Source organism: Microbacterium sufflavum (genome assembly GCF_023101165.1).
Taxonomy (GTDB): domain Bacteria; phylum Actinomycetota; class Actinomycetes; order Actinomycetales; family Microbacteriaceae; genus Microbacterium; species Microbacterium sufflavum.
In genome coordinates, this window is the sequence record NZ_CP078076.1 from 259,465 (window position 1) to 284,159 (window position 24,695).

The window sequence follows — 24,695 nt, forward strand, 5'->3', positions numbered from 1 at the left end:
CCGCGGAGCTGTCACTCGGCGGCCACGAGCTCCGCGGGCACCGGGCCGGAGGGTGCGGGGCGCGGGCGCTTCGCGGTGTTCGCGATGTGGGCGCGTGCCACGACCATCCCCGCGACGGCCATCAGCGCGACCCCGAGCCAGTAGGGGGCGGCGTGGCTCACGGCGGTGTAGAGGGCCGCGGCGATCAGCGGCGCGACCGTGCCCATCGCGGCGTTGAGCGACTGGGTGGCGCCACCGAGCCAGCCCTGCTCGTCGTCGCCGACGGCGTTGGACATCGCGCCGTCCATGGCGGCCTGCGCGGCTCCCTGTCCGGCGGCGAGCAGCAGCGCGCCGACGATGAACAGCCACGGCTGGGCGATCAGCGTCGCGACGACCGCGAGACCGGCCAGGCCGATCGCCTGGGCGACGATGCCGCTGAGGATCACGCCGCGCTCCCCCATCCGCGGAAGCAGGATGGCCAGCAGCACGCCCTGGATGAGGATGTCGACGATCCCCACGCCCGCCGTGAGGAGCCCGATCTGCGTCGGCCCCCACTGGATGGAGTCGAGCGCGAGGATGCTGAAGTTGTTGACGAAGAAGCCGAACGGCAGCGCGAGCAGGCCGAACGCGATCATCAGGCCGCGCAGCTCCCGGCGTCCGAAGGCCTCGCGGAACACCGCGAACGGCTGCACGGCGCGCAGTGTGATCCGCGGGATGCGGTTCTCGGGCTTCAGGCTCTCCGGCAGCAGGGAGATGCTGAGGATCGCGATCACCAGGGCGACGGCGGCGGTGAGGAACACGGGCAGGCGCAGGTCGATCGCCGCGAGGAGCCCGCCGACGGCCGGGCCGATCATGGTGCCGATGCCGGTCAGCGCTCCGAGCAGGCCGAAGCGCTGTGCACGCTTCTCCGGCGGGGTGATGTCGGCGAGGTAGGCGAACAGCGCGGGCAGGTCGCCCGCCGTCAGCCCCTGGATGACACGGGCGAGCACGAGCACCCAGAGCGCTCCGCCGATGCCGAACAGGGCCATGGAGAACGCGGCACCGAAGGCGGCGGCGATGATGACGGGCCGTCGGCCGAACCGGTCGGAGAGCCGGCCGAGGAAGGGCGCGACGAGGAAGGCGCACAGGCCGTTGACCGCTTCCAGCACGCCGACCCAGAGGGCCAGGTCGCGCTCGTGCGAGACGTACTGCAGCACGACGAACGGCAGCACGGGGAGCACCACCGTCATGCCGATGACGGTGAGCATCGTCAGCACGATGAGCATGATCCAGGCGCGGGTGGCACCACGGACCGAGGAGATAGGTGAAGTCATACCGAAAGTGTACTGATACCAGTTTTGGTGTCAAGCCACTTTTGTACCGAGCGCGGTAGCCTGGCTCTCATGACCACCCCCGCGCCCCTCGGCCGCCGCGAGCGCAAGAAGGCCGCGACCCGCAAGAACATCTCCGACGTCGCGACGAGGATGTTCCTCGAGCGCGGCTTCGACAACGTCAGCATCCGCGAGGTCGCCGACGCCGCCGACGTCTCCCCGACCACCGTCTTCGCCCACTTCCCCCAGAAGGAGGCGCTCGTCTTCGACGAGGACGACGAGCAGCGCGACCGCCTCGTCGCCGCCGTGCGCGACCGCAGGACCGGCGTCACCATCAACCGCGCGATCCACGACTTCTACGCCGCCGAGATCGGCGCCAACCTCGACGAGCACGGAGACGACGTCGCCCGCACCTTCCTGCGCTTCCTCAACGAGACGCCGGCCCTGCGCGACTACGCGGCGAAGATGTGGCTGCGGCACGAAGACGCCCTCGCCGACGCGATCGCCGAGGAGCTCGGGCTCACCGCCCCCACGGCGGAGATCCGCGTGTACTCCCGGTTCATCCTGCAGATGCAGATCCTCGTGACCGAGAGCGACGACCAGCGCGACATCCTCGAGGCCGGATTCACCGTGCTGGAGGAGGGCTGGGGCCCCGTCGAGAAGCGGCTCACCCGCGACTCCGGCTGAGCGGCTGCCTCACTCCTCGCGCGGACGACGCCGCAGGCTCTTGACGTCGGTGCGGCGGTGCTTGGCCGTGAGCCGACGCTCCCTCGAGCCGCGGCTCGGCTTCGTCGCGCGGCGCGGCGGGGCGGGCGGGCGCAGGGCCTCCGCGACCAGGGCGGCCAGGCGTTCGCGTGCGGCCTCCCGGTTGCGCAGCTGCGCCCGATGCTCGGACGCCGCGATCGTCAGCACCCCGCCGACGAGCCGTCCCCGCAGACGCTCCAGGATCCGCTCGCGCTGCACCGGCGACAGGACCGCGGAACCCGCGGCGTCCCACACCAGCTCCACGCGCGAGTCCGCCGTGTTCACCCCCTGTCCCCCGGGGCCGGAGGAGCGCGAGAAGCGCCACGACAGCTCGGCGTCGGGGATCGTGAGACCGGCCGTGACGCGGAGTCCGGGTCGAGGGGCGGTGGGCATCCGTCCATCATGCGCCATATCGTGGACGCGGACGCGAACGCCTCACGGAGTGGACGCGACGGCGGGAGTCGAACCCGCAACGCCTCCGGATATGAGCCGGGGCCCGGGACCGCCCGGATCGCCGCGATGGCACTGACGTTACCTGGCCGTGATGTTCCCCGCCAGGGTCGTTCCCTGGGATGACCCTATGAGTCCGCGGATGACGCGGGCGTGGGAGCGTCGAGCGCCCGCAGCAGCCGCTCGACCGCCTCGCGCAGCTCCGCACGGTGCGGCTCGGGGAAGCTCGTGGTGTACTCGACGCCCGCGGGGATCCAGAGCAGTCCGTACATCGCCTCCCGCCAGTCCGCGCCGCCGAAGGGCCAGCGCGTGCGGTCGGGTCCCTCCGCCGTGGCGCCCTGTCCCCACGGCCCGAACCGCTCCTGCATCTCCGCCAGCGGCAGCTCCATCACCGCGTCGGTCTCGATCTTCTGCGGCGACCACGACGCCGCGATCAGCACCCGCTCCTCGATCTCCTGCGCACTGAGCTCGCGCCGCGCGAACAGCACCCTGGTGTGCTCGACGGACGTGATGCGGTCGACGCGGAACGTGCGCCAGTCCTCGCGGTCGAGGTCCCAGCACAGGAGGAACCACTTGCGTCCGGCCGGGGCGAGGGCATGCGGCTCCACGCGCCGCACGCTCTCCTCCCCCTGCCCGTCGACGTAGCGCAGCCGCAGCCGCTCGTGGTCGCGCGTGGCGAGCGCGATCTCGCCGATGACCACGGGCGACACCACCGGTCCCGCGCCGATCCGCGGGGGCTGCACCGCCGCGGCGAGCGCGTTCACCCGCTGCCGCAGCGCCGAGGGCAGCACCTGCTCCAGCTTCGCGAGCGCGGTCAGCGTCACCTCCGCGCCACCGACGAGCTGCTGCGTGGCGGCGACCCGCAGGCCGATCGCCATCGTGACCGCCTCGTCGTCGGTCAGCAGCAGCGGCGGCACGGCGCTCCCCGCCTCCAGCCGGTAACCGCCGGCCGATCCCGGCGTGGACTCGACGCGATAGCCCAGCTCGCGCAGGCGGTCGACGTCGCGGCGGACGGTGCGCTCGGTGACGCCCAGTCGCGAGGCGAGCTCCGTGCCCGGCCAGTGCCGGTGCGTCTGCAGCAGGTTGAGCAGGGCGAGGGCGCGGGCGGTGGTGTCGGACATGACCTCAGATTGGCAGACGATGCGGACAGGATGTGTCCGCGTTGCTTTCTACGCTCTCTCCCATGAACGAAACCCTCATCGAGACCGAAGGCCTGACCAAGACCTTCACCGTCAAGAAGGCGCCGGTGCACGCGGTCACCGACGTCTCCTTCAGCGCCGTGCGGGGTGAGCTCGTCGCATTCCTCGGCCCGAACGGCGCCGGCAAGTCGACGACCCTCCGCATGCTCACCACCCTGATCCCGCCCTCGGCCGGCAGCGCGCGCGTGGTCGGGCACGACATCCGCACCGACGCCGCGGGCGTCCGCGCGCGCATCGGCTACGTCGGTCAGCTCACCAGCGGCAGCTTCTCCCAGCGCGTGCGCGACGAACTGCTCAGCCAGGGCGCCTTCTACGGCCTGACGAAGCGCGACAGCGTGCGGAGGGCGGACGAGCTCATCGACTCGCTCGACCTGTCGTCGTTCGCGGGCCGCACCGTGCAGCAGCTCAGCGGCGGGCAGAAGCGCCGGCTCGACATCGCCCTCGGGCTCATGCACGCGCCGCCCCTGCTGTTCCTGGACGAGCCCTCCACGGGACTCGACCCGCAGAGCCGCGCGAACCTGTGGGAGCACATCCTCGACCTGCGCACGCAGCACGGCACCACGGTCTTCCTCACCACGCACTACCTGGAGGAGGCCGACCGCTACGCCGAGCGGGTCATGGTGATGGACAAGGGCCGCATCATCGCGGACGACGACGCGGCCTCGCTCAAGGCCACCCTCGCGGGCGACGTGCTCACGTTCGGGTTCGCGGACGCCGCGGAGGCCGAGCGGGCGCGCACCGTGGTCGCCCGACGGAGCCCGGCCGAGGTCGTGCGGGACGACGCCTGCCTCTCCCTCGCGGTGCCCGACGGCGACCGGCTGCTGCCCGTAGTCGTGCGGGAGCTCGACGCCGCGGGCATCGTCGTGCAGCGCGCGACCGGAGTGCCGCCCACACTCGACGACGTGTTCCTCGCCCTCACCGGACGCACCCTGCGCGATGCGGGCGAGGGTGCAGGAGCCCCCGAGTCCACGGACGAGCCCACGCCCGCCTCCACCCCGACCACGACAGGAGTCCTCTCATGACCACCACCGACACGCTCGTGCGCCCGAACCTCGCACGCGACACCCGCCACGTGCTGACGCGGGAGCTCAAGCCCGTGGTGCGGGACCCGTTCACCCTGATCTTCAGCCTGCTGCAGCCCCTGGTGTTCCTCGGGCTGTTCGCCCCGCTGCTGATCGGCCAGTCCGGACAGCCCGCGGGCGAGACCCTGTCGTGGTTCGTGCCGGGCGTGCTGGTGATGATCGTGCTGTTCGGCACCGGCGCCACCGGGTCGAACCTCCAGTACGAGATGATGACCGGCTCGCACGAGCGCACCCTCGTCGCCCCGCTCGCCCGGTCGTCCCTCCTCGTCGGCCGCGCATTGAAGGAGATCGCGCCGATCGTGGTGCAGGCTCTCGTGATCGTCCTGATCGCATGGCCGTTCGGGTTCGCGGTCGACGTGCCGGGCCTGCTGATCGGCCTCGCGCTGCTCGCCGTGTTCGGGGTGGGCCTCGGCTCGCTCTCGTACTCGCTCGCGCTCGCGACCAAAGACCGGGAGTGGCTGTTCTGGGGCGTGCAGCAGTCGCTCATCTTCCCGCTGCTGATCCTGTCGGGGATGCTGCTGCCGCTCGACGCCGCGCCGGACTGGATGCGCGCGGTCGCGACGGTCAACCCGGTGAACTGGGTCGTGCAGGCGGAGCGGGCGCTGTTCGCCGGGGACCTGGGCGACCTCACCGTGCTGTGGGGCTGGATCGCGGCACTCGCGGTGGCCACGGTCGGCCTCGTGGTGGGCGTGCGCGCCATCCGCCGCAGCAACTGACCCGCGCTCGACCCCCGCGACGGCGGCCTCGCGTCTGCGGGGCCACCGCCGCGGGGCATCGGGTCGCTAGCGCCGCCACCCGCCGCCGTCAAGCGCATCGACCGTGCTCCGTCGGCCCTCGTATCGTCGCCCGCACGACCACGAGCAGCAGGAGGGCCGCATGTCCGAATCGCAGCACAACGACAAGACGCCGACCACGGGCCTGGAGTCCGGGGAGCCCCAGGCGCGCCTGGAAGCCGAGGCCCGACGCGCGATCGTGACCGGCGCGGACTCGGGCATCGGCCGCGCGACCGCGGTCGCCCTCGCCGCGGCCGGCATCGACGTGGGCATCACCTGGCACAGCGACGAGGCCGGCGCCCAGGAGACCGCGGAGGAGGTGCGCAGCCACGGCGCCAGGGCCGTGGTCGCCCGCCTCGACGTGGCGGACATCCCCGCGTGCGGCGACGTGGTCGACGGCCTGATCGCCGAGCTCGGCGGGGTGGACGTGTTCGTCAACAACGCCGGAGCGGGACTGCAGACCCCGTTCCTCGACGTGACCCTCGACGAGTGGAACCGCGTGGTCGACACCGACCTCACCGGCGCGTTCGTGTGCCTGCAACGGGCGGCGCGGGCCATGGTCGCGGCCGGACGCGGTGGCCGGCTGATCGCGGTCACCAGCGTGCACGAGCATCAGCCGATGGTCGGGGCGAGCGCGTACGACGCCGCGAAGCACGGGCTCGGCGGCCTCATGAAGAACCTGGCGCTCGAACTCGGTGCGCACGGCATCAGCGCGGTGAGCGTGGCCCCCGGCGAGATCGCCACACCCATGACCGGGCAGACCGACACCGACCCGCACACGGAGGACCGCCCCGGCATCCCGCTCGGACGACCAGGGGACGCGCGCGAGGTGGCCGCGCTGATCGCCTTCCTGGCCTCGCCCGAAGCCGCCTACATCTCCGGGGCCTCGGTCGTGATCGACGGCGGCATGCTGCAGATGGGCCCGCAGGCCGGCGCCGCGGTCGAGAGCCACGACTGGCGCCGCCTCTGACGCACCACGACCCGGACGGACGAGGCGGGGCTCAGCGACGCAGCGAGTCGGCGAACGGGTTCGGCTCGAGCGTGTAGTCCGTGGACGGGTCCGCCCACGTGGAGGCGCCCTCCGGACTGCGGCGAGCGCGGACGCCGGACAGCAGCCGCACCGCCGGGGCTCCGACCGCGAGCGCGAGCCGTCCGGAGATGCTGCGGTCCTCCCGACCGAGCACACTCGCCCGGTGCCAGGCCTCGTGCAGCGCACCCCCGCGCGCAGCGGGCACCCGGCGCGGAGGCAGCGCGCCCGCTCGGCGCAGCGCGACCAGCTCCTGCACCCGGTCCCACCAGTCCGACTCGGCGGCGGGGTGGAAGTAGTTGTCGCGCAGCCAGGCCGGGTGCGGGCGCCGGAAGCGGCCGGCGACGATCTCGCCCGCCCCGCCCAGCAGCCCGCTGCCGACGAAGACCGTGTTGAGCAGGCTCTTGCTCACCCCGAAGCGGTCGAGCGCGATGACCGGCACCCCGTGCGCCAGCGCCTCCACGGCGGCCGTCGAGCTCACGGTGACCAGCCCGGCCGCCGTCTCCAGAGCCGTGGCCATCGGAGCGTGCGAGAACACGAGGTTCCGCGGCCGCGCGGCCCCGAAGAGCCCGGTGTAGGGCTCGCGGTCGAGGTGGGTCTCCGCCTCGCCCTGTCGCGCACGCAGCTTCACCACCACGCGCCGGTCGGGGTCGGCCTCGGCGGCGCGCACCAGCAGGGCCGCGATGTCGGCCCTCGCCGCGCGATCCGCGGGCACCAGCGCCTGGGCGGCGAAGACGACGTCCGTGGCACCCGGCCGCGGCTCCGCGTCGGCCACCGGCTCCGTCGGGCGGTCGGCGAGGGCGGCCCGCGACACCCCTCCGGCGAGGATCCGCGCCTCGGCACGCTCCGCCCGCCTCCGGCCGCCGTGCGGGCCCCGTGCGAACGGCAGGGTCGCGAGCGCCAGCGGCACCGGCACCCCGATCCGTTCCCCCAGCTCGGCGAACGCCCTGACCTCGCGGTGGGAGTGCACGATCAGCAGGTCGGTGTGACGCCGGTACTCCAGGGCCCCGCGCTGCGCCGGGATCGCCATACCGGGCAGCCCCGACACGACGACGGGCCGGTGAACGAGCGAGTCGATCACGCGTCCGAGCAGCCGCACGAACGGCCCGCGACCGGCGAGCAGCACGGCGTCGGGCCGCTGCCGGTCCAGCCACGCCGCGACGTGCGCGAGGTCGAGCCGGGTGACATCGGTCGCCGCGACCCCGGTGCCCTCCCGCGCCGCGCGCTCCTGCTCCGCGCTCACCGTGAGGGGCGTGCGCACCAGCAGCAGCTGCGGGCGCAGACCGGGCACCGCGCCGAGCAGCGAGGCCGACCACTTCACGAACGAGTCGGCATCGGCGACCGCGACCACCCGCAGCCCGGAGGCGTCGGTCATGCCGGCACGCGACGCAGCTTGGCCATGGGGGCGCGCTCGCTGTCGAACACGCGCTTCACGCCGTCGCCCACCGCCCGCTCGATCACCCGGATGTCGCGCACCAGGTGCTCGAGTCCGGTCGGCTCCAGCGACGCGGCGTGGTCGGAGCCCCACATCGTCCGGTCGAGCGTGATGTGCCGTTCGACCGCGACGGCGCCCATCGCGACCGCGGCGAGCGAGATCTGCAGGCCGCGCTCGTGGCCCGAGTATCCGACGGGGATGCCGGGGTAGCGGTCGCGGAGGGTCGCGATGACCCGCAGGTTCGCCTCCTCCGGCTCCAGCGGATACGTCGAGGTCGCGTGCATCAGCACGACCCGGTCGGTGCCGAGGGTGTCGAGGGCGCGGTCGATCTGCTCGATCGTGGACATGCCGGTGGAGAGGATCACGGGCTTGCCCGTCTCGCGCAGCGCGGTGAGCAGCTCGGTGTCGGTCAGGCTCGCGGAGGCGACCTTGTGCGCCACGACGTTCAGTTCCTCCAGGAACGCCACGCTCGGCACATCCCACGGCGACGCGAACCAGTCCAGCCCGAGCAGCGTGGCGTGGTCGCCGATCTCGACGTACTCGTCGCGGCCGAACTCGACCCGGCGCCGGTAGTCGAGATAGCTCATGACACCCCACGGCGTCTCCCGCGGTACATCGCGCATGTGCTCCGGCGTGGAGATCTCGGGGGTGCGCTTCTGGAACTTGACCGCGTCGGCCCCCGCCCGCGCCGCGACGTCGATCAGTCGCTTGGCGATGTCCACGTCGCCGTTGTGGTTGAGGCCGATCTCCGCGATGACGTAGGCCGGACGGCCGCCGCCGATCACACGCGAGCCGATGCTGACAGTCATGGTTCCTCCGGTCGTCGAGCGGGTTGCCGCCGTCCTTCCTGAGTACGCGCCGCGGGTGAACGGCCCTCGACCGGAGGGTTACCGGGGGCGGTCAGCTCGACAACACGCGTTCGACGAGCTCCCTGACCGCACCGTCTCCCCCGCGGCGGTGCAGCACGACCCTGGCCTCGGCCCGCACGAGGGGATGCGCGTCGGCGACGGCAACCGGCCACCCGACGATGCGCATCGCCGGGAGGTCGTTCACGTCGTTGCCGAGGTACGCGATGTCGGCGAGCGGCATGCCCTGCTCCTGCGCCCACCGCCGCAGCGCGTCCTCCTTGTCGTCGATGCCGTGCAGCACGGGGACGCGCAGCTTGTCGGCCCTCGCCCGCACGACCGGGTTGACCTCGGTGGAGAGGATCAGCATCGGCACGCCGGCGCGGCGCAGCAGCGCGACGCCCATGCCGTCCTCCCGGCTCACCCGTACCCGCTCCCCTCCGTCGGCGTCGACGATCGCGGTGTCGTCGGTGTGGACGCCGTCGAAGTCGGTGACCACCGCGCGCACCGGGATCCGCGCGGGAGTCTCACGCAGGGCCGCCAGGGCCCGCGCCGCCGCGAGCTGCTCCGCGTCGTCGATCTCGATCGCGCTCCACTCGGGCACCGCGATGATGCGGGTGCGGCCGAAGAAGCGGTGCCGGCTGCGGCGGAACCCGTCCGCCCGGAACACGTAGAACGCCCCGGTCTCGAGGTGATGCGGCTCACGGTCCTGGCGCCGTGGACGGTGGCTCGCGTCGTGGTTGAGCGCCTCCGCCTCCCCGTCGGGCCCCGTGCGCCACAGGAAGCCGTACGTCTCGACGGCCGCGAACGCGCTGTCGGCCGTGCCCTCCCGCACGGCCTCGACGGCGGCGGACAGCTCCACGCTCGGCACGAAGGGCGACGTGGCCTGCACGAACGCGACGACCGCGAACGACTCTCCCCGGCGCTCGAGCTCGTCGAGCGCGTGGAGGATCGCCGCCTCGGACGACGCGGTGTCGCCCGACAGCTCCGCGGGGCGCCGGACGATGCGCGCGCCCGCGGTCTCCGCGACCGCCGCGATCTCGTCATCGTCGGTGGAGACCACGACCGCGTCGATGCCCGCGGCGGCCGTTGCCGCGTGCACGGCCCTGGCCACGAGCGGCACCCCGCCCACGCGCTCCAGGTTCTTGCGCGGGATCTGCTTCGACCCGCCGCGCGCCGGGATGATCGCCACCGTCCGCGGCGCTCCCTCGTCTGTCTGCTGCATGCTCGTCATCCTCCCCGGATCTCCCGCCACGCGCGACCGGCGCGATGCCGTGCCCCGATCGCCGTCAGCCGCCACTCCTCGATCCGCCCGATACCACCCGCGGGGTGCCGCAGGCGCTGTCGCAGGGTGGCGGGCGCGGCGCCGGGCAACCGCAGCTGCGTGAGGCGCTCCGCCGAGAAGTACCGGCGGCGCTCGCCATCGTCGAGGTCGCGCAGGACCTCCTCCGCGCGCTCCCGCAGGTGCTCGGCGACGAGCGGCTGCATGGCATAGCCGACCGCATCGACGAGGCGCTGCAGCTCGGGCGGCTCGGGGCGCGGGGCGTCGGTGCGGGTGAGTGCGTCGACGATCGTGAGCGGGATGCGGTTGCTGTTCTCGAACGGAGCGAGCGTGCCGAGCAGGTCCGCGGTCCCGGCGGCACCGATGTCGCGGCCGAACACCGTGTGCACGGTCGGCAGCGCGGTGGAGAACGCCGCGACCACGGCCCGCGCATCGAGGCGTTCGGCCGCCAGTTCCGCAGGCCCCGTGCCGCGGTGCTCCTCGAACGCCATGCCGAGCGACTGCGCCCTGGCACGGACGGCATCGGCGAGCAGGGGTGGCGCCGCCGGATGGGGCTTGAACACGATGCGCTCCGGCTCCCACGCGGCCGCCCGGTCGACCAGGCTCTGCTGCAGCGCGATCTCCTGCGCCGGTGTCTGCAGCCCGAGCGCCGACAGGTACTGCCCGAGCACCAGCACGGTGGACGGTCCCGGCTCCGGGTCCGCCGGCACCTCCGGCACCTCCGGCGTCGCGGTCTCGCGCAGCGCCGCCGCGAAGGCCGCGGGCGGCACCGGCACGGTCTCGGCGGTCGGCGACGCGACGAGCGGACGCACGCCGGGCACGACGTCGGCGTAGACCACACGGCCGATCCGTGCCGTCACGGTGTGCGGCAGCCGCACCCGCATCGGCGCATACGTCATGAGGCCGTCGCCCACGATCGTGAGACGCGCGTCGGGGAACAGCCCGAACAGCGTCCGCGCCGGAGCGACCTGCGGGCTCTGCACGCACAGCTCCAGGTCGCGGGGGTCGATGCCCCAGGCCCGGGCGATCAGCCGACCGAGCACGGGCAGTTCGCCCTCCGGCGGCTCCCACGCGCTGGGGTGCAGCGGGCCGAGGAGGTCACTCAGCGGCTCGATGCGGTCGAACCGGGCGCGCAGCCGACCCAGGGCCGGGTCGGCGTCGATGCCGACCGCGAGCTCGGGCACGCGCGACGAGGTGAACGGCACCAGCACCTGCTCGGGGCGCGCGGCGGTCGGCCCATCGAGGAGGCCGCGGTCGATCGCCGCGACGGCGGTCGCGAGACCGTAGGCGCTGTGCAGCGCGAAGACCCGCGTCACGGCGTGTGCCCCGCACGTCGGAGCGTGCGCGCGAGCACGCGGCGCCGGGGCGCGTCGAGCCGCTCGACCACCGCGGCGACCTCCGGCGCGGGGAGACCGCGGAGCAGCTCGCGGATGCGCGACCGCATCTCCGCGCGCACCGGCGGCGACATGCGCCGCGAGCGCACCAGGTGGTGAGAGCTGAGCGCGAGCGCGGTCCACACGGCCTTGGGCAGGAAGCGCTCGGCGTCGCGGTCGCGCTGCGCCAGGGCGACGACCTGGGACAGGGCCTCGGCGAAGTCGAGCTGCCGCCGGTCGGCGATCTGGGTGAGCGAGCCCGCGACGCCGCGGCGGTAGAGCAGTGCCGGGGCGTCGACGACCGCGAACGACGAGGCCTCCAGGTGCAGCCGCCAGATCCACGGCCGGTCCTCCGCGGTGAACAGTCCGGGCGGGAACCCGGCCAGGCCCCGGTCGAGGAGGCGGCGGTGGAACAGCCCGGCCCACGCGTACGGGTAGTCGACCATGGTCGGCTCGTCGGCGGGCAGGATGGCGCTCCGCGGCGGGGCGACGGTCTCGCGCCAGGGGAACGGCGCGCGCACCAGCGTGCGGCGGGTGCCGGTGACGGTCACGTGATCGGTGCGGACGAAGTCGCAGCGCAGCGCGCGCAGGCGAGAGGCCAGCACGGCCAGCCGCCGCGGCTGCAACCAGTCGTCGCCGTCGAGGAAGCAGAACGTCTCGCCCTCGACGAGCGCGAGACCCTGGTTGCGGGCGCTCGCCAGGCCGCGCGGCGTCGGGTTGTGCACCACCCTGGCGCGCGGGAACCGGTCGGCGTAGTGCTGCATGAGCGCGCGCGTGTCGTCGCGGGAGCCGTCGTCGATCGCCACGAGCTGCAGATCGTGCGGGTCGTCGAACTGCCGGGTGAGGGTCTCGAGGGTCGTCCCGATGTAGGGTCCGGCGTCCTTCGCGGGAAGGATGACGGTGACGAGGGGCGTGCGCACGGAACTCCCGGGGTGGGCGGTGTGCGGAGATCGTCGCAGTCGCGCGTGTCCGGTCGGCGACGTCACGGTGAACGGCGGGTGACGCGAGGCGCGGCAGGCACAACGCTGAGGTGTGGTCCGCACCCGAACGAACCACACCCCCAGTGCGTTGCACTGCCGGGTGCGAGCACCCGGGAAACCGACACCGTGCGGTGCCGGCCCACCCCGCGGTTTACTGGCCCCCACCAGCGGGCCGAGGGGTGTGCGTCGAGAGCGACTCCATGAAGATCAACACTCAACACGTAACATGATACATACCTCTCCACGAGATGCCGAATCGATGCGGGGCGCCGCGTCGATTGGCGCGGTCACCCGGCATCCGCGACCATGGAGCCCATGCTCTGGCCGTTCGGAACGATCTGGCGACCGGTGCGACGGCGCCGCCGGAGCACCGGGATCGACCTGCGCTGGCTGTCCGCCCGCACGTGGACCGAGCGCTGGTATCCCCAGGGCATCGACGTGGGCCGGCTGCGCGGACGACGCACGCTCGCGGTGAGCTGGTTCCGCCAGGACAGGGCGGGCCGCCACCTCGCCTCCCGCGTCACGATGATCGACCTCGACCGGTCGCGTCACCTCGACGTGGTGCTCGCCGTCCCCGGGGAGGACGGCCACCTGGAGCCCGCCGCGATCCACGCCGGCGGCCTCGCGTGGTTCGACGACCGCTTGTTCGCGGCGGCCACGGGCCAGGGGATCTGGGAGTTCGACCTGGCGCGGCTCCGCCGGGTGCGCGGCTCCGACGCCCACCGCCTGACCGGGAGCCGCCGCCGCGGCGGTCGCAGCACCGTGCTCGTCGCCGTGCGCACGGCGCAGCACCCGGTCGACCTCCGCTGCTCGTTCCTCGGGCGGGTGTTCACGGCCGACGGCACTCCCCTGCCCCGTGTGCTCATCGGCGAGTACCGCGGGAACGACCGCGGCGTGGTCGGCGAGTTCGACATCCCGAGCGCCGCGCAGCCTCGCTTCGTGGAGCGCGACCGGGTCGCGCCCGGCCTCCGGCACCTGCAGGGCGCCGTGCGCTGGGGTGAGACGCGCTTCGTGTCGCAGTCCGATCTGCTGCACCCCGGAGCCCTGTGGACCGATCGCGACGGTTCCTGGCGGCGACACCCCGTTCCGCTGCCCGCCGGGTGCGAAGACCTCGCCCTCGACCCCGAGGCGGGGGTGCTGTGGACGCTCGGCGAGCACCCGTGGCGACGCGTCGTCCGCGGCATCCCCTTCTCCGCGCTCGACCTCCCCGGGTGAGCGGCGGCGGCTGGCACATCGGCGGGCGAACGTAGACTGAGGGAGTGAAGAAGCCCGCCCCCCTCCTCGTCTACACCGTGCTGCGCCTGCTGGCATTCCTCGTCCCGCTGGCGATCCTGTGGTTCTTCTTCCCGATCTTCCGCGAGTTCTGGTGGCTCGCCGCCATCTTCGCCGCCCTCATCGGGGCGAGCATCTCGATGCTGTTCCTGCGCACGCCGCTGTCCGACGCCTCGGCGCGTCTGCACGAGCGGCGCGAGGGCCGCGTGTCGGGTCAGCAGGCCGATGCCGATGCGGAGGACGAGGCGATCGACGCCGCCCCCGACGAGACCCGCCGCGACTGAGCGCTCCCGCGGTCAACCGACGGACGCGGAGATCGCGACGGACGCCCGGATCACGACGGACACCGAGGACACGACGGACGCCCGGATCACGACGGACACCGAGGACACGACGGACGCCGAGATCAGCCGACCAACGTCCGGATCAGCCGACGAACGCCGAGATCAGCCAACGGACCGCCCGGATCAGCCGACGAACGCCCAGAACAGCGCGCCCGCGTACAGCAGCGAGGTGAGCGAGGTCAGGGCCAGCGCCGTCACCAGCTCCCGCGGCTGACGGTACGTCCAGACGATCAGCACGGCGGGCAGCCCCGCCAGCAGCGCGAGCAGCGCGATCCACGCGATCGGGAACAGCAGCGCCAGGAACACCGCGATCCCGAACGGCGCGAGGACGAACAGGGTGAACAGCACCTGGGTCGCACGCCGCCCGATCAGCACCGTGAGCGTGCGCTTGCCGACGGCGCGGTCCTGCTCGATGTCGCGGAGGTTGTTCGCCAGCAGCACCGCGCACGCGAACAGGCCGGCCGCGATCGCCCCGAGCCACGCCTGCTGCGGGAGCGCGAAGATCTGCACCCACGTGGTGCCGAGCGTCGCCACGAGTCCGAAGAACACGAAGACGAACACCTCGCCCAGGCCGTAGTAGCCGTAGGGGCGCTTGCCGCCCGTGTAGAACCACGCCGCGACGATGCACGCGGCACCGACGGCCAGCATCCACCACTGCTCGGTGCGCACCACGATCGCGACGCCGACCGCCGCGGCGAGCGCGAAGAACACGAGCCCGATGATCAGCACCGTGCGCGGCTTCACCCGCCCGGAGGCCGTCAGCCGCGCCGGACCGACACGGTGGGCGTCGGTGCCGCGGACCCCGTCGCTGTAGTCGTTCGTGAAGTTCACGCCGATCTGCAGCAGCACCGCGACCGCGAGACAGGCGAGCGCGATGACCCAGTGGAACTCGGGCCCCGTGCTGCGCGCGGCGCCCGTGCCGATCACGACCGGCGCGACCGCCAGCGGCAGGGTGCGCAGTCGCGCGGCGCCGATCCAGTCGGAGACGGTGACCGGACCGGCCTCGACCGCGGGCCGCTTGGCCGGGTTTCCGCTGGTGTGCGGTCGGGTTCGGGTGCCGCTCTTCTTCTTGCGCCGGGAGGATGCTGCCACGCTCGAAATCCTAGTCGGCGCGGCGCGGGGACCCTCAGCGGTGCGGGTTGCTGTCCTTGCCGTCGAGCCACAGGGTGTCGGACGCATCGCTGTGGGAGCTTCCCGTGCCGACGTGCTTGTCGCTGATCTTCGGTCCCTTGAGGATGACGTGGGTCATGGCCTGCGCGTGACCGTGGCCGAGGCCGTACTCCTGCTTGAGCCACGTGAGCACGACCGTGGACTTCGTGCCCTCGTCGAAGCCCTGGGCGCGGGCGAGCTCGATGAACTGGCGGGGCGTGAGCCCGGTCTGGGTCTCGACCTTGTCGAGGTAGGCCTGGAAGGACATGGGTTCTCCTGATCAGTCGTTGTCGAGGAAGGTCTGGACGATGGTGGCGGAGGCGTGGATGCACAGGATGCGCAGCAGCCCGTCCCCCGCGTTCATGAAGCCGTGCGGCGTGAAGGCGGCGACCGTGGCGGTGTCGCCCGGTCCGGCGAGGAGGATCCGGTCGCCGACGCGGAGGCGGACGGTCCCCTCGAGCACCACCCAGGTCTCCGAGTACGGGTGCCAGTGCAGCCCTGGACCCTCGCCCGGCTGATTCTCGACGAAGAAATAGGAGACGTCGGCGCCGTGCTCGGCCCCGACGAACCGGCGGCTGCGGCCGGTGCCGATGCGGAGGTCGGCGTCGCGGACGAGCGACGAGGGAACGGGTGTGGTGGTCATGTGCCCAGTCTCGACAGCGCACCCGCGGGCCCCTAGTGTTTCGATGTGGATCGAAACACGGCACCCATCGAAGGGCGGGAGCACCCGGATCACCGGGTCGAGTTCCACCTGAGTCCCGGTGACATGGAGGCGGTGCGCTTCGGTGTCTCCCCCGGCCACGAGCTTGCCCACGCCGTCCGCGCCCTCCTCCGCCCGGCGGCGCATCCGCTCCAGTGGGGGTGGCTGCGCGTCGTGCGCGAACGGCTGCCGCGCGACGGCTTCGCGCTGCTCGCCGCGGTGATCGGCGACGACGGCTACCTGCCCGACTTCCTCACCACGACCCCGCGGTGGGACCTCACCCCGGAGGCGGAGCTCGCGGCGCTCCGCACGACCGCGCTGGGGCCCATGCGCGTGGACCTCGGGAAGATGGTGCAGCGCTCCGCCGGCCGTCGACGCGAGGCGCTGCGGGACATGCGGGACGATCCGGCGCGGGCCAGGGCGCGGATCGCCGACGCCTGGTCGGAGTTGTGGGAGGTGGCGCTGGACCCGGTCTGGCTGCAGCTCGAACGACTCCTGCGCGCGGACATCGCGGTGCGGGCACGCGCGATCGCCACGTCGGGCATCGCGGGGATGGCGAGCGACCTGCATCGGCAGGTGTCGTGGGGCGACGGCGCCGTGCGGGTGTCGTTGCGGCGGCACAGCGAGCGGGTCGACTGCCGCGGCAGCGGACTGGTGCTCGTGCCCTCCGTGATGTCGTCGTGGGGCTGCATGGTGCTCACCGAGCCGCCCGCGCAGCCGACCCTCTTCTATCCGGCCCGCGGGGTCACGGCCGGGTGGGCGCGCGACACCACCGAGGTCGAGTCGGCCCTGGGTGCCCTGCTCGGCCCGGCCCGCGCCGGCATCCTGCTGCGGGCGGGCGCCGAGCGCACCACGTCCCAGGTCGCCGTGGAGGCCGGGATCGCGGTGTCGACGGCGTCGCACCACCTGACCGTGCTGCGGGAGTCGGGCCTGATCGCGAGCGAGCGCCGCGGCAGCCGCATGCTGCACCTGCGCACCCCGCTCGGCGAGGCCGTGGTCGGCGCGGCGCTCTGACGCGGGCGGGTCAGCGCGCGGTCGTTCGACGGCGCAGACAGCGGCGACGCGACGCGGATGCCGGCCGACGGTGCGCGCTGCGGCGGTGGACTACTCCCCGGCGCCGACCGGGATGATCGGGCGGTGCTCGTAGTAGGTCTGCAGCACCACCGTCGTGCGGGTGCTCACGTTGGCGGCGAGCCGGACGTCGCGCACGAGCTGCTCCAGGTCGCGGGGGGTCGGAACGCGGACGAACAGCATGTAGCTCGCCTCTCCCGCGATGGAGTGGCAGGCCTCGATCGCGCCCAGGTGCTCGAGAAGCTCCGGGGCGTTGTCGGGTTGGGCGGGGTCGAGCGGGGTGATCTCGATGAACGCCGACAGCGGAGTGCCCACCTGCTCCGGGTCGAGGATCGCGCGGTACCCCGCGATCACTCCGCGCGTCTCCAGGCGGCGCAGGCGGGACTGCACGGCGGAGACCGAGAGGCCGACGGCCTCGGACAGCTGGGACAGCGTGGCGCGGCCGTCACGGGAGATCGCGGCCAGGATCGCGCGGTCGACAGAATCATCCATGGCTGTAAGATTATCGTCAGGATTCCGTATTCGCCGGAATCTTTCCGTTAAACACTGCGATCGGAGGTTCCGATGTCCCTCGTTTCCGCCAACAGTTCCGCTGTCCAGGCCATCGTCGGCGAACCCGAGGTCGTCGAGGACGCGTCGACCGCGGAGCAGTCCGCCGCCTGGACCCAGCTGAAGTCGGCCGCCATCGCGCTGCGCGAGCTGCAGATCAAGGACGGCTCCATCCCCGAGGCCGCGCACCACGACGACGCCCGCGCGCTCGTCGGCGCGATCACCGCGAGCATCCAGGCCCTCGCCCCCGCCTTCCCGCACGATGCCGACTACCTCGCCGCGTCCGTCGCCGACTTCGAGCGGTGGGCGTCGGAGGACTTCGGCGTGCCGGACTTCCTCGACTCCCTCGTGGCCTTCCAGCCGCAGCAGCACCGCATCGACGGCATCCGCCACCTCGTGGTCTTCCCGATGTACACCCAGAACGGCTCCAGCGATCGCCTGGTCGAGGCGCTGATCGTCGAGACCATCTGGCCCGAGTTCGTCGCCGCGCTCGAGGCCGGCGACTACGGCAACAAGCTGTTCGTCTCGCTGCGACTCGTCGACTTCACGCCGGGCTACGACACCAACTCCGCCGTGCTGTTCCCCGAGACCGTCGCCATGCGCGAGATCCCGACGTTCACGTGGGGCGCCATCTTCCAGGACCGCGAGGCCGCCCGCTACCGCCGGGTCGTCCGCGCCGCCGCCGGGATCACGAACCTGGAGCTGCCGGAGCGCGCCGCCGCGATGCTCGACGACCAGGAGATGGCCGAGAAGACGTTCGTGATGTGGGACATCATCCACGACCGCACGCACATGCGCGGCGACCTGCCGTTCGACCCGTTCATGATCAAGCAGCGGATGCCGTTCTTCCTCTACTCGCTGGAGGAGATGCGCTGCGACATGACCGCGTTCCGCGAGTCGGTCAAGATCGAGCGCGCCCTCGACGCCCGCGTGGCGGCGGGCGAGGAGCTCACCGAGACCGAGCGCGAGATGCACGAGTACGCGCACCTGGTGCAGTACGCCGTGATCTTCGACCGCATCTTCCGCTTCGCGATCACCGGCACCCGCGTCCGCAACTACGACGCGGTGGGCGGCCAGCTGCTGTTCGCGTGGCTGCACCAGCGCGGCGTGCTGCACTGGACCGACACGGCCCTGGCGTTCGACTGGGACAGCGTGCCCGACGCGGTCGTGGCGCTGGGCGATGCGATCGACGACCTGTACTGGCACTCGATCGACCGTCCGAAGGTCGCGCACTGGCTCGCCGCCTACGACCTCGTGCGCGGCACGCTCACCCCGCACCCCGCCTCGCAGTGGGCACGCGGACTCTCGGATGAGATCCTCGCCGGCGCCCCGAAGGGCTACACCGACGCGGTGATGGACGACGAGTTCCCCCTGTCGATGTTCTTCGAGACGCTCGACAAGAAGATGAAGCCCGTCATCGAATCGACGGTCGGCATCCGCGGCACGGACGACTGATCCGCACCGCCACCGTTGTGACGCTGGGGCGCACAGCCTCTGCGGCCGGAGACCCGAATCCGGGTCCGGCCGCAGAGGCCTTCTCGGCAGGAGGAGAGTGATCGCATGACCGACACCACGCCGCACGGACCGCGCGGACGCACCGTGCTCCTGGCCGGGGCCACCAGCGCCGCGGGACTCGCCGTCACCCGGGCCCTGCACGACGCCGGCGCGCGGGTGGTCGCGACCGGCCGCTCGGCCGAACGCCTCACCCCTCTCGCCGACGCGGGAGCCGAGACCCGGGTGGCCGATGCGACCTCCCTCGCGGAGATGACCACGCTCGCGGAGCAGCTCGGACCCGTCGATGCCGTGGTGCCCCTGGTGGGCGGCTGGCGCGGCGGCGGAGGTCTCGCGGGACAGAGCGACGAGGACTTCGACGCGCTCCTCCCGGCACTCGGGGCCGTGCGGGCCACCAGCCGGGCGTTCGATGCGGCCCTGCGCGCCTCGACGGCCGGGCGGTTCGCGGTCGTGTCGTCGACGGCGGTCGCGCGCCCCCTCGCCGGTGGGGCGAACTACGCGGCGGTGAAGGCGGCGAGCGAGGCGTGGACGCGCGCGGTGGCGCACGGGTACGCGAAGGCCGCGCGCGACGCCGGCGAGCCGCTGCGCGCCGCCGCGGTGGTGTTCCGCGCGAAGGCGCTCGACCCCGCAGTCCTCGCGGCCCGGGTCGCCGCGCTGTGGGAAGACGACGCGGCCGAGCTCAACGACCGGATCATCGACCTGGGCTGAGCCTCTGACGTCGCGCGGGCTGCGAACGGGCGGGCGGGCTGCGGACGCGCGGGCTGCGGACGCGCGGGCGGCTGACGGGCGGGCTGCGGGCGGGCGGGCTCCGGGCGGGGCTGCGTACGTGTGGGTCAGCGGGACTCGGGAGGGATGCCGCGGACGACCGGGGGCGCATCGGGGTGATGGCCGTGCGCGCGGCCATCGCGCGCGTCGCCCGTCTCCTGCCGCTCACCGAAAGGATCCTGTGCCGCGGGGCCGGTGCCCTCGTCCGTCGCGTCGGGCGCCTGATCCGGCGCCGTCGCGTACAGCTCGGTGAGGTGACGGTACGACCGCGTGAAGAACGCCAGCGTCGCCGCGACGACCATGATCAGTCCGGCGAACAGGCAGATGAGGGCGATGCCGCGCGCCTCGCCCTCGCCGAGCAGCCACTCCCACTGCCGCTGCCCCTCGGCGGTGTCCATGTACGGGATCACGACGTACTCCGCGATCGGCGCGATGAGGAAGGCCGTGATCGGGGCGGCCGCGGCCTCCATCGCCGCCGCCGTGCCGAAGACCCGCCCCTGTCGCGTGAACGGCACGACCTTCTGGATGACCGTCTGCTCGGCGGCCTCGACCGGAGGGACCAGCGCCATGTACACCCACATGCCCAGCACGTACAGCGGCCACCACTCGCGCAGCATGAAGATCGCGCCGAGGAGTCCCATCGCGATCACCACGAGCAGCATCGTGCGCACCGGTTTCTTGCCGAGGCCGAACTTCGCGACCAGCCCGCCGCCGATGAGGAAGCCCGTGGAGGAGAACGCGAGCGCGAAGCCCCACATCTGCGCATCGAACAGCGTGAGGCCGTACGGGTCCATGAGCGCCATGTAGACGCCGCCGATGAGGTTGTTGAACGTGGAGAACACGATGAGGGCGAACAGCCCGGGCGCCTGCCGGATGGCCTGCACGCTGCCGCGGAAGTCGACCGCGCTCTTCGCCTCGGGGTCGACCTCCGGCTCGGACTCCGGGATGCGGATGAACAGCAGGTGCGCGAAGGTGAGCGCCATCGCCACGATCGCGATCCCCAGTGTCCACCCCATGCCGAGGAACCCGATCGACAGGCCGGAGAACACGCTCGTGACCAGGAACGCGATGCCCTGCACCGTGCCCACCAGGCCGTTCGCGTTGGCCCGCTTCTCCTCGGGCACCAGCAGTGTCACCGTGGTGGACAGCGCGATGTTGCGCAGCTGCTCGATCACGCCGCCGAACAGGATGATGCCAGAGAACAGCCAGAACCACGGGCCGCCCAGGTCGAGCAGCGCCGCCTCGGGCTGCCACACGTAGAGCACGCCCGCGATCAGGAACGCCACCGCCGAGATGACGCTCGACAGCAGCATGACCCGGTGCTTGCGGTGCCGGTCGACGATCGTGCCGAAGAACATCGCGAAGAACGCGACGAACAGCATGTAGGCGCCGCCGATGATCCCGGTGGCCAGCACCGACCGCGTCTCGATGTACACCCAGAACGTGAGGGCGAACCAGAGGAAGCTCGTCGTCACGTTGGCGATCAACGTGTTGACGAGGACGTTCGCGAAGGCCGTCTTCGCCGCGGTGCGCTCCATGGGTTCGAGGGTAGAGCGGGGCTCGGACATCCGGTAGGGGAACCGCGATTAGGCTTGACCGGTGAGCATCCCCCATGACCCCGCTCTGCGGGGCTTTGCCAGCGACAACTACTCCGGCATCCACCCCGAGGTCCTCGCCGCGATCGCCGCCGCGAACGGTGGCCACCAGGTGGCGTACGGCGAAGACGCCTACACCGCCCGCCTGCAGGAGGTCTTCCAGCAGCACTTCGGCGAGGGCGTCCAGGCGTTCCCGGTGTTCAACGGGACCGGCGCGAACGTCACCGGCCTGCAGTCGATGCTGCCGCGCTGGGGTGCCGTGATCGCCGCATCGACCGCGCACATCAACGTCGACGAGGGTGGCGCGCCCGAGAAGATCGGCGGCTTCAAGCTGCTCACCGTGCCCACCGACGACGGCAAGCTCACCACCGAGCTCATCGACCGCGAGGCGTGGGGCTGGGGCGACGAGCACCGCGCGCAGCCGCTGGTCGTGTCGATCACGCAGTCCACCGAGCTCGGCACCCTCTACACGGCCGACGAGATCCGCACGATCGCCGACCACGCGCACGAGCGGGGCATGAAGCTGCACCTCGACGGCGCCCGGCTCTCCAACGCGGCCGCCGCACTCGACCTCCCGCTGCGCGCCTTCACGCGCGACGTCGGCGTGGACGTGCTGACATTCGGCGGCACGAAGAACGGCGCCATGCTCGGCGAGGCCATCGTGGTGCTGAACCCCGCCGCCGCCGACGGGCTGCCCTACGCCCGCAAGTTCAACATGCAGCTGTCGTCGAAGATGCGCTTCGTCTCGGCGCAGCTGATCGCGCTGCTCGAGGGCGACCTGTGGCTGCGCAACGCCCGGCACGCGAACGCCATGGCCGCCCGGCTCCGCTCCCGCATCGAGGCGGGGCTCGCCGACGGTTCCGTCGCCGGTGTCGAGTTCACCCAGCCCACCCAGGCCAACGGCGTCTTCGCGACGCTGCCCGAGGGCGTTGCCGACCGGCTGCGCGACGTGTTCCGCTTCTACGACTGGGACGCGGCCCGGCGCGAGGTGCGGTGGATGTGCGGCTTCGACACCGAGGAGTCCGACGTGGACGCCTTCGTCGACGCGCTCGGACGCCTCACCACCGCCTGAGCGGTCTCAGTCGTCGACCACGCGCGTGAACTCCTCGCGCGTGGTGCGCAGGTGCGCGCGCATCGCCGCATCGGCGGCGTCGGCGTCGCCCCGCCGCACGGCATCGAGGATGCGCTCGTGCGCGTGCCAGCTGGACTCCTTCACGAAGTCGAAGCTCATCAGGTCGACGGGCTCGAACATCCGCACGCGCGCCTCTTCCACCGCGTCGCGCACGAACGTGTTACCCGACGCCGCGGCGAGCGCGAGATGGAAGTGCGTGTCGGCGATGCGGGACTCGGCCTTGGTGGCCGCCCCCGCCAGCTCGCTCTGGGCGAGGGCCATCGCCTCCAGATCCGCCGTGCTGCGCCGCGCCGCCGCGAGCGCCGCCCCACCGGACTCGACGATCTCGCGGAACTCGGTGAGCTCGCCGATCTCGGCCGAGCGCGTGCGCACCTCGTCGCGGATGAGCCGCGGATCCAGCGCCGCGTCCTGGACGATCGCCCCGCCGGACGCTCCCCGGGTGATGACGATCTGGCCGCTCCCCTCCAGGATGCGCAGCGCCTGCCGCAGCGTCTCGCGCGAGACGCCGAGCTGCTCCGCCAGACGCCGCTCCGGAGGCAGGCGGTCGCCGGGGCGGATGCGGCCGAGCGCCATCTCCCGGCGCAGGAACCCCGCCACGGCCTGATAGCCCGACACGGGGTGCAGCACAGCGCGGGAGAAGTCGTGCGGCGCGTCGTCACGCTCGCCCATGGCCACTCCTCCGGTCAGAGGGGAAGACCGGCGCGGTCCGTGCCGACGACCTGCTTCCCCGTGAAGAAGTCAAGCACATCGTCGTCGCCGTGCCCGCCCAGGCCGCTCGCGCCGAAGAAGCTCTGCGCGGAGGCCGGCGACATGTCGAGCACACTCGTGCCGTTGACCTTCACCTCGCCCGCGACCAGGCGGGTGCCCAGCGCCGCGGCCCCCTCCTGATCCGCCCCGAACACGTAGCCGGCGAGCCCGACCTGGCCGGTGTTCGCCAGGCGCACGGCCTCGTCCTCGTCGTCGTAGCCGCCCACGAGCAGCATCGGCCCGAACACCTCGTCCGCGAGCCCCGGGCCGTCGAGCACCGCCACCGTGGGGGCGAAGAACCATCCCCGTTCCGGCACCGCGGACACCCGCAGCACCTCGGCGCCGGCGGCCGCCAGCCGGTCCCGCTGGTCGTCGAGCTCGTCCCGCCGGGCGGCGAAGGCCACCGGGCCGACCTCGGTCGCGTCGTCGAGGCTGGATCCGATGGTCCGGCGGGCGAACGCCGCGATGAGCAGACGGGCCAGCTCGTCGCGCCGGGCGCGGTCGACCAGCACACGACGCGGAGCCTCGCACCACTGCCCCGACAGCTTCAGGACGCCGTCGGCGAGCGCCTCCGCCGCCTGCTCCAGGTCGGCGTCGGCCCGCACGATCGCGGCGTTGTTCGAGCCGAGCTCCAGCTGCAGCCGGGCGAACCGGGGCGCGGCCGCGGCGGCGATGGCGCGACCGGTCGGCGTGGAGCCGGTCATCGAGATCGCGGCGATGCGCTCGTCGGCGACCAGGGCACGGCCGACGCCGCCGCCGCCCTGCACGAGTCCGACGACACCGTCGGGAACGCCCGCCTCGTGCACGCCCTCCAGCAGCAGCTGCGCACTCCACGGCGAGAACGACGAGGGCTTGAGCACCACGGTCGCTCCGGCGGCGAGCGCGAACGCGGTCTTCTTCACGGCCATGGCGCTGGGCGCGTTCCACGGCAGGATGAGCGCGGTCGGTCCCCACGGCACACGGTGCAGTCGCACGCCGCCCTGCTCGGCGGGGAGCTCCGCGACGTCCCCGCGGACGACGGCTCGGCGGGCGGCGTCACGCAGGGTCGCGCCGTTGGCTCCGCCGAACAGCCGTGTCACCGCGAGCGGCACCCCGCTGTTGAGCGCGTCGAGGCGGGCGATCTCCTCGGCACGGTCGTCCAGCCACGCGGCCAGCGCCCCCAGCCGGACCGCGCGCTCCTCGGGGGCGAGTCCGCGCCAGCGGCCATCGTCGTGCGCCCGACGGGCGGCGGAGACGGCCCGGTCGACCTGCTCCAGGGAGCTGGAGGCGGTGGGCACGAGGGCCTCGCCGGTGTTCGGGTCGTGCAGCCAGGAGCCGTCGGCCTCCGGACTCTCCTCGGCGACGCCGCCGATCCAGGTGCACAGGGCGGGGAAGGTCATC

The 24,695-nt window shown here is 72.7% G+C and carries 25 protein-coding genes and 1 tRNA gene; 10 read left to right on the top strand and 16 right to left on the bottom strand.

Translation table 11 applies throughout. The features are described from left to right. Positions 1–11: 11 nt before the first annotated feature. Complete coding sequence (locus tag KV394_RS01360; protein WP_240753205.1) at positions 12–1,292, bottom strand: MFS transporter; 1,281 nt, start codon at positions 1,290–1,292, stop codon at positions 12–14. Between the two features lie 69 nt (positions 1,293–1,361). Here KV394_RS01360 and KV394_RS01365 point away from each other — a divergent pair, with 69 nt between their 5' ends. Continuing rightward, positions 1,362–1,976 carry a TetR/AcrR family transcriptional regulator gene (locus tag KV394_RS01365; RefSeq protein WP_136028668.1) on the top strand — a complete coding sequence of 205 codons (615 nt, stop codon included), beginning with the start codon at positions 1,362–1,364 and terminating at the stop codon, positions 1,974–1,976. Between the two features lie 9 nt (positions 1,977–1,985). Here KV394_RS01365 and arfB read toward each other — a convergent pair whose 3' ends face one another. The 3 genes from arfB to KV394_RS01380 form a co-directional block, all read right to left on the bottom strand. Then, on the bottom strand, positions 1,986–2,426 hold the full coding sequence (gene arfB, locus KV394_RS01370) for an alternative ribosome rescue aminoacyl-tRNA hydrolase ArfB (protein WP_136028667.1): 441 nt from the start codon (positions 2,424–2,426) through the stop codon (positions 1,986–1,988). 50 nt (positions 2,427–2,476) lie between these two features. Beyond that, positions 2,477–2,552 (bottom strand) — tRNA-Met (locus tag KV394_RS01375). A gap of 59 nt (positions 2,553–2,611) precedes the next feature. Beyond that, positions 2,612–3,604 (bottom strand): helix-turn-helix transcriptional regulator, encoded by a 993-nt coding sequence (locus KV394_RS01380; RefSeq protein ID WP_136028666.1) that lies wholly within the window; start codon positions 3,602–3,604, stop codon positions 2,612–2,614. Between the two features lie 62 nt (positions 3,605–3,666). Here KV394_RS01380 and KV394_RS01385 point away from each other — a divergent pair, with 62 nt between their 5' ends. The 3 genes from KV394_RS01385 (at position 3,667) to KV394_RS01395 (ending at position 6,507) form a co-directional block, all read left to right on the top strand. Continuing rightward, a complete protein-coding gene (locus tag KV394_RS01385) occupies positions 3,667–4,704 on the top strand; it encodes an ABC transporter ATP-binding protein (protein ID WP_136036198.1) in 1,038 nt (345 codons plus the stop codon). Beyond that, on the top strand, positions 4,701–5,480 hold the full coding sequence (locus tag KV394_RS01390) for an ABC transporter permease (RefSeq protein ID WP_136028664.1): 780 nt from the start codon (positions 4,701–4,703) through the stop codon (positions 5,478–5,480). Before KV394_RS01385 ends, KV394_RS01390 begins: the two co-directional genes overlap by 4 nt. A gap of 160 nt (positions 5,481–5,640) precedes the next feature. After that, positions 5,641–6,507, top strand: a complete 867-nt coding sequence (locus KV394_RS01395; protein WP_247982092.1) for an SDR family oxidoreductase — start codon at positions 5,641–5,643, stop codon at positions 6,505–6,507. A gap of 31 nt (positions 6,508–6,538) precedes the next feature. Here KV394_RS01395 and KV394_RS01400 read toward each other — a convergent pair whose 3' ends face one another. The 5 genes from KV394_RS01400 to KV394_RS01420 all read right to left on the bottom strand — a co-directional run bounded on the left by KV394_RS01400 (position 6,539) and on the right by KV394_RS01420 (position 12,419). Next, the gene (locus KV394_RS01400; RefSeq protein WP_247982093.1) at positions 6,539–7,939 is read right to left on the bottom strand and encodes a DUF6716 putative glycosyltransferase; all 1,401 of its coding nucleotides are present in this window, start codon (positions 7,937–7,939) and stop codon (positions 6,539–6,541) included. Beyond that, positions 7,936–8,808 (bottom strand): N-acetylneuraminate synthase family protein, encoded by an 873-nt coding sequence (locus KV394_RS01405; RefSeq protein ID WP_136028661.1) that lies wholly within the window; start codon positions 8,806–8,808, stop codon positions 7,936–7,938. Before KV394_RS01405 ends, KV394_RS01400 begins: the two co-directional genes overlap by 4 nt. 91 nt (positions 8,809–8,899) lie before the next feature. Then, the gene (locus tag KV394_RS01410) at positions 8,900–10,069 is read right to left on the bottom strand and encodes an acylneuraminate cytidylyltransferase (protein WP_247982094.1); all 1,170 of its coding nucleotides are present in this window, start codon (positions 10,067–10,069) and stop codon (positions 8,900–8,902) included. A 5-nt stretch (positions 10,070–10,074) separates the two neighbouring features. Further along, positions 10,075–11,442: an alpha-2,8-polysialyltransferase family protein gene (locus tag KV394_RS01415; protein WP_247982095.1), complete on the bottom strand. Its 1,368-nt coding sequence runs from the start codon at positions 11,440–11,442 to the stop codon at positions 10,075–10,077. After that, the gene (locus KV394_RS01420) at positions 11,439–12,419 is read right to left on the bottom strand and encodes a glycosyltransferase family 2 protein (protein WP_247637678.1); all 981 of its coding nucleotides are present in this window, start codon (positions 12,417–12,419) and stop codon (positions 11,439–11,441) included. The genes KV394_RS01415 and KV394_RS01420 overlap by 4 nt, the downstream gene beginning before the upstream one ends. 375 nt (positions 12,420–12,794) lie before the next feature. Between KV394_RS01420 and KV394_RS01425 the strand changes: the two genes are divergently transcribed. Beyond that, on the top strand, positions 12,795–13,694 hold the full coding sequence (locus tag KV394_RS01425; protein WP_247982096.1) for a hypothetical protein: 900 nt from the start codon (positions 12,795–12,797) through the stop codon (positions 13,692–13,694). A gap of 44 nt (positions 13,695–13,738) precedes the next feature. Continuing rightward, positions 13,739–14,035 (top strand): DUF4229 domain-containing protein, encoded by a 297-nt coding sequence (locus KV394_RS01430; protein WP_136028656.1) that lies wholly within the window; start codon positions 13,739–13,741, stop codon positions 14,033–14,035. A gap of 183 nt (positions 14,036–14,218) precedes the next feature. On the opposite strand, the gene KV394_RS01435 is transcribed toward KV394_RS01430, so the two are convergent. The 3 genes from KV394_RS01435 to KV394_RS01445 are packed head-to-tail and all read right to left on the bottom strand — an operon-like array spanning position 14,219 to position 15,887. Further along, positions 14,219–15,187: a 1,4-dihydroxy-2-naphthoate polyprenyltransferase gene (locus tag KV394_RS01435; protein WP_247982097.1), complete on the bottom strand. Its 969-nt coding sequence runs from the start codon at positions 15,185–15,187 to the stop codon at positions 14,219–14,221. A gap of 34 nt (positions 15,188–15,221) precedes the next feature. Continuing rightward, positions 15,222–15,512: a DUF4287 domain-containing protein gene (locus tag KV394_RS01440; RefSeq protein WP_136045459.1), complete on the bottom strand. Its 291-nt coding sequence runs from the start codon at positions 15,510–15,512 to the stop codon at positions 15,222–15,224. Between the two features lie 12 nt (positions 15,513–15,524). After that, positions 15,525–15,887 (bottom strand): cupin domain-containing protein, encoded by a 363-nt coding sequence (locus KV394_RS01445; RefSeq protein ID WP_247982098.1) that lies wholly within the window; start codon positions 15,885–15,887, stop codon positions 15,525–15,527. Positions 15,888–15,932: 45 nt separating this feature from the next. On the opposite strand from KV394_RS01445, the gene KV394_RS01450 reads away from it, so the two are divergent. After that, positions 15,933–16,958, top strand: a complete 1,026-nt coding sequence (locus KV394_RS01450) for an ArsR/SmtB family transcription factor (protein WP_247982099.1) — start codon at positions 15,933–15,935, stop codon at positions 16,956–16,958. Between the two features lie 90 nt (positions 16,959–17,048). Here the strand turns inward: KV394_RS01450 and KV394_RS01455 are convergent, their stop codons facing one another. Continuing rightward, positions 17,049–17,507: an Lrp/AsnC family transcriptional regulator gene (locus tag KV394_RS01455; RefSeq protein ID WP_247982100.1), complete on the bottom strand. Its 459-nt coding sequence runs from the start codon at positions 17,505–17,507 to the stop codon at positions 17,049–17,051. A gap of 72 nt (positions 17,508–17,579) precedes the next feature. Between KV394_RS01455 and KV394_RS01460 the strand changes: the two genes are divergently transcribed. Next, positions 17,580–19,019 (top strand): DUF6421 family protein, encoded by a 1,440-nt coding sequence (locus KV394_RS01460; RefSeq protein WP_247982101.1) that lies wholly within the window; start codon positions 17,580–17,582, stop codon positions 19,017–19,019. A gap of 105 nt (positions 19,020–19,124) precedes the next feature. Beyond that, the gene (locus KV394_RS01465; protein WP_247982102.1) at positions 19,125–19,784 is read left to right on the top strand and encodes an SDR family NAD(P)-dependent oxidoreductase; all 660 of its coding nucleotides are present in this window, start codon (positions 19,125–19,127) and stop codon (positions 19,782–19,784) included. A 125-nt stretch (positions 19,785–19,909) separates the two neighbouring features. On the opposite strand, the gene KV394_RS01470 is transcribed toward KV394_RS01465, so the two are convergent. After that, a complete protein-coding gene (locus KV394_RS01470; RefSeq protein WP_247982103.1) occupies positions 19,910–21,379 on the bottom strand; it encodes an MFS transporter in 1,470 nt (489 codons plus the stop codon). Positions 21,380–21,440: 61 nt separating this feature from the next. On the opposite strand from KV394_RS01470, the gene KV394_RS01475 reads away from it, so the two are divergent. Continuing rightward, positions 21,441–22,508, top strand: a complete 1,068-nt coding sequence (locus tag KV394_RS01475) for a threonine aldolase family protein (RefSeq protein ID WP_136033116.1) — start codon at positions 21,441–21,443, stop codon at positions 22,506–22,508. 6 nt (positions 22,509–22,514) lie between these two features. On the opposite strand, the gene KV394_RS01480 is transcribed toward KV394_RS01475, so the two are convergent. After that, positions 22,515–23,237 carry a FadR/GntR family transcriptional regulator gene (locus KV394_RS01480; RefSeq protein WP_136036287.1) on the bottom strand — a complete coding sequence of 241 codons (723 nt, stop codon included), beginning with the start codon at positions 23,235–23,237 and terminating at the stop codon, positions 22,515–22,517. Positions 23,238–23,251: 14 nt separating this feature from the next. After that, complete coding sequence (locus tag KV394_RS01485) at positions 23,252–24,694, bottom strand: aldehyde dehydrogenase family protein (protein ID WP_247982104.1); 1,443 nt, start codon at positions 24,692–24,694, stop codon at positions 23,252–23,254. Position 24,695 lies beyond the last annotated feature (1 nt).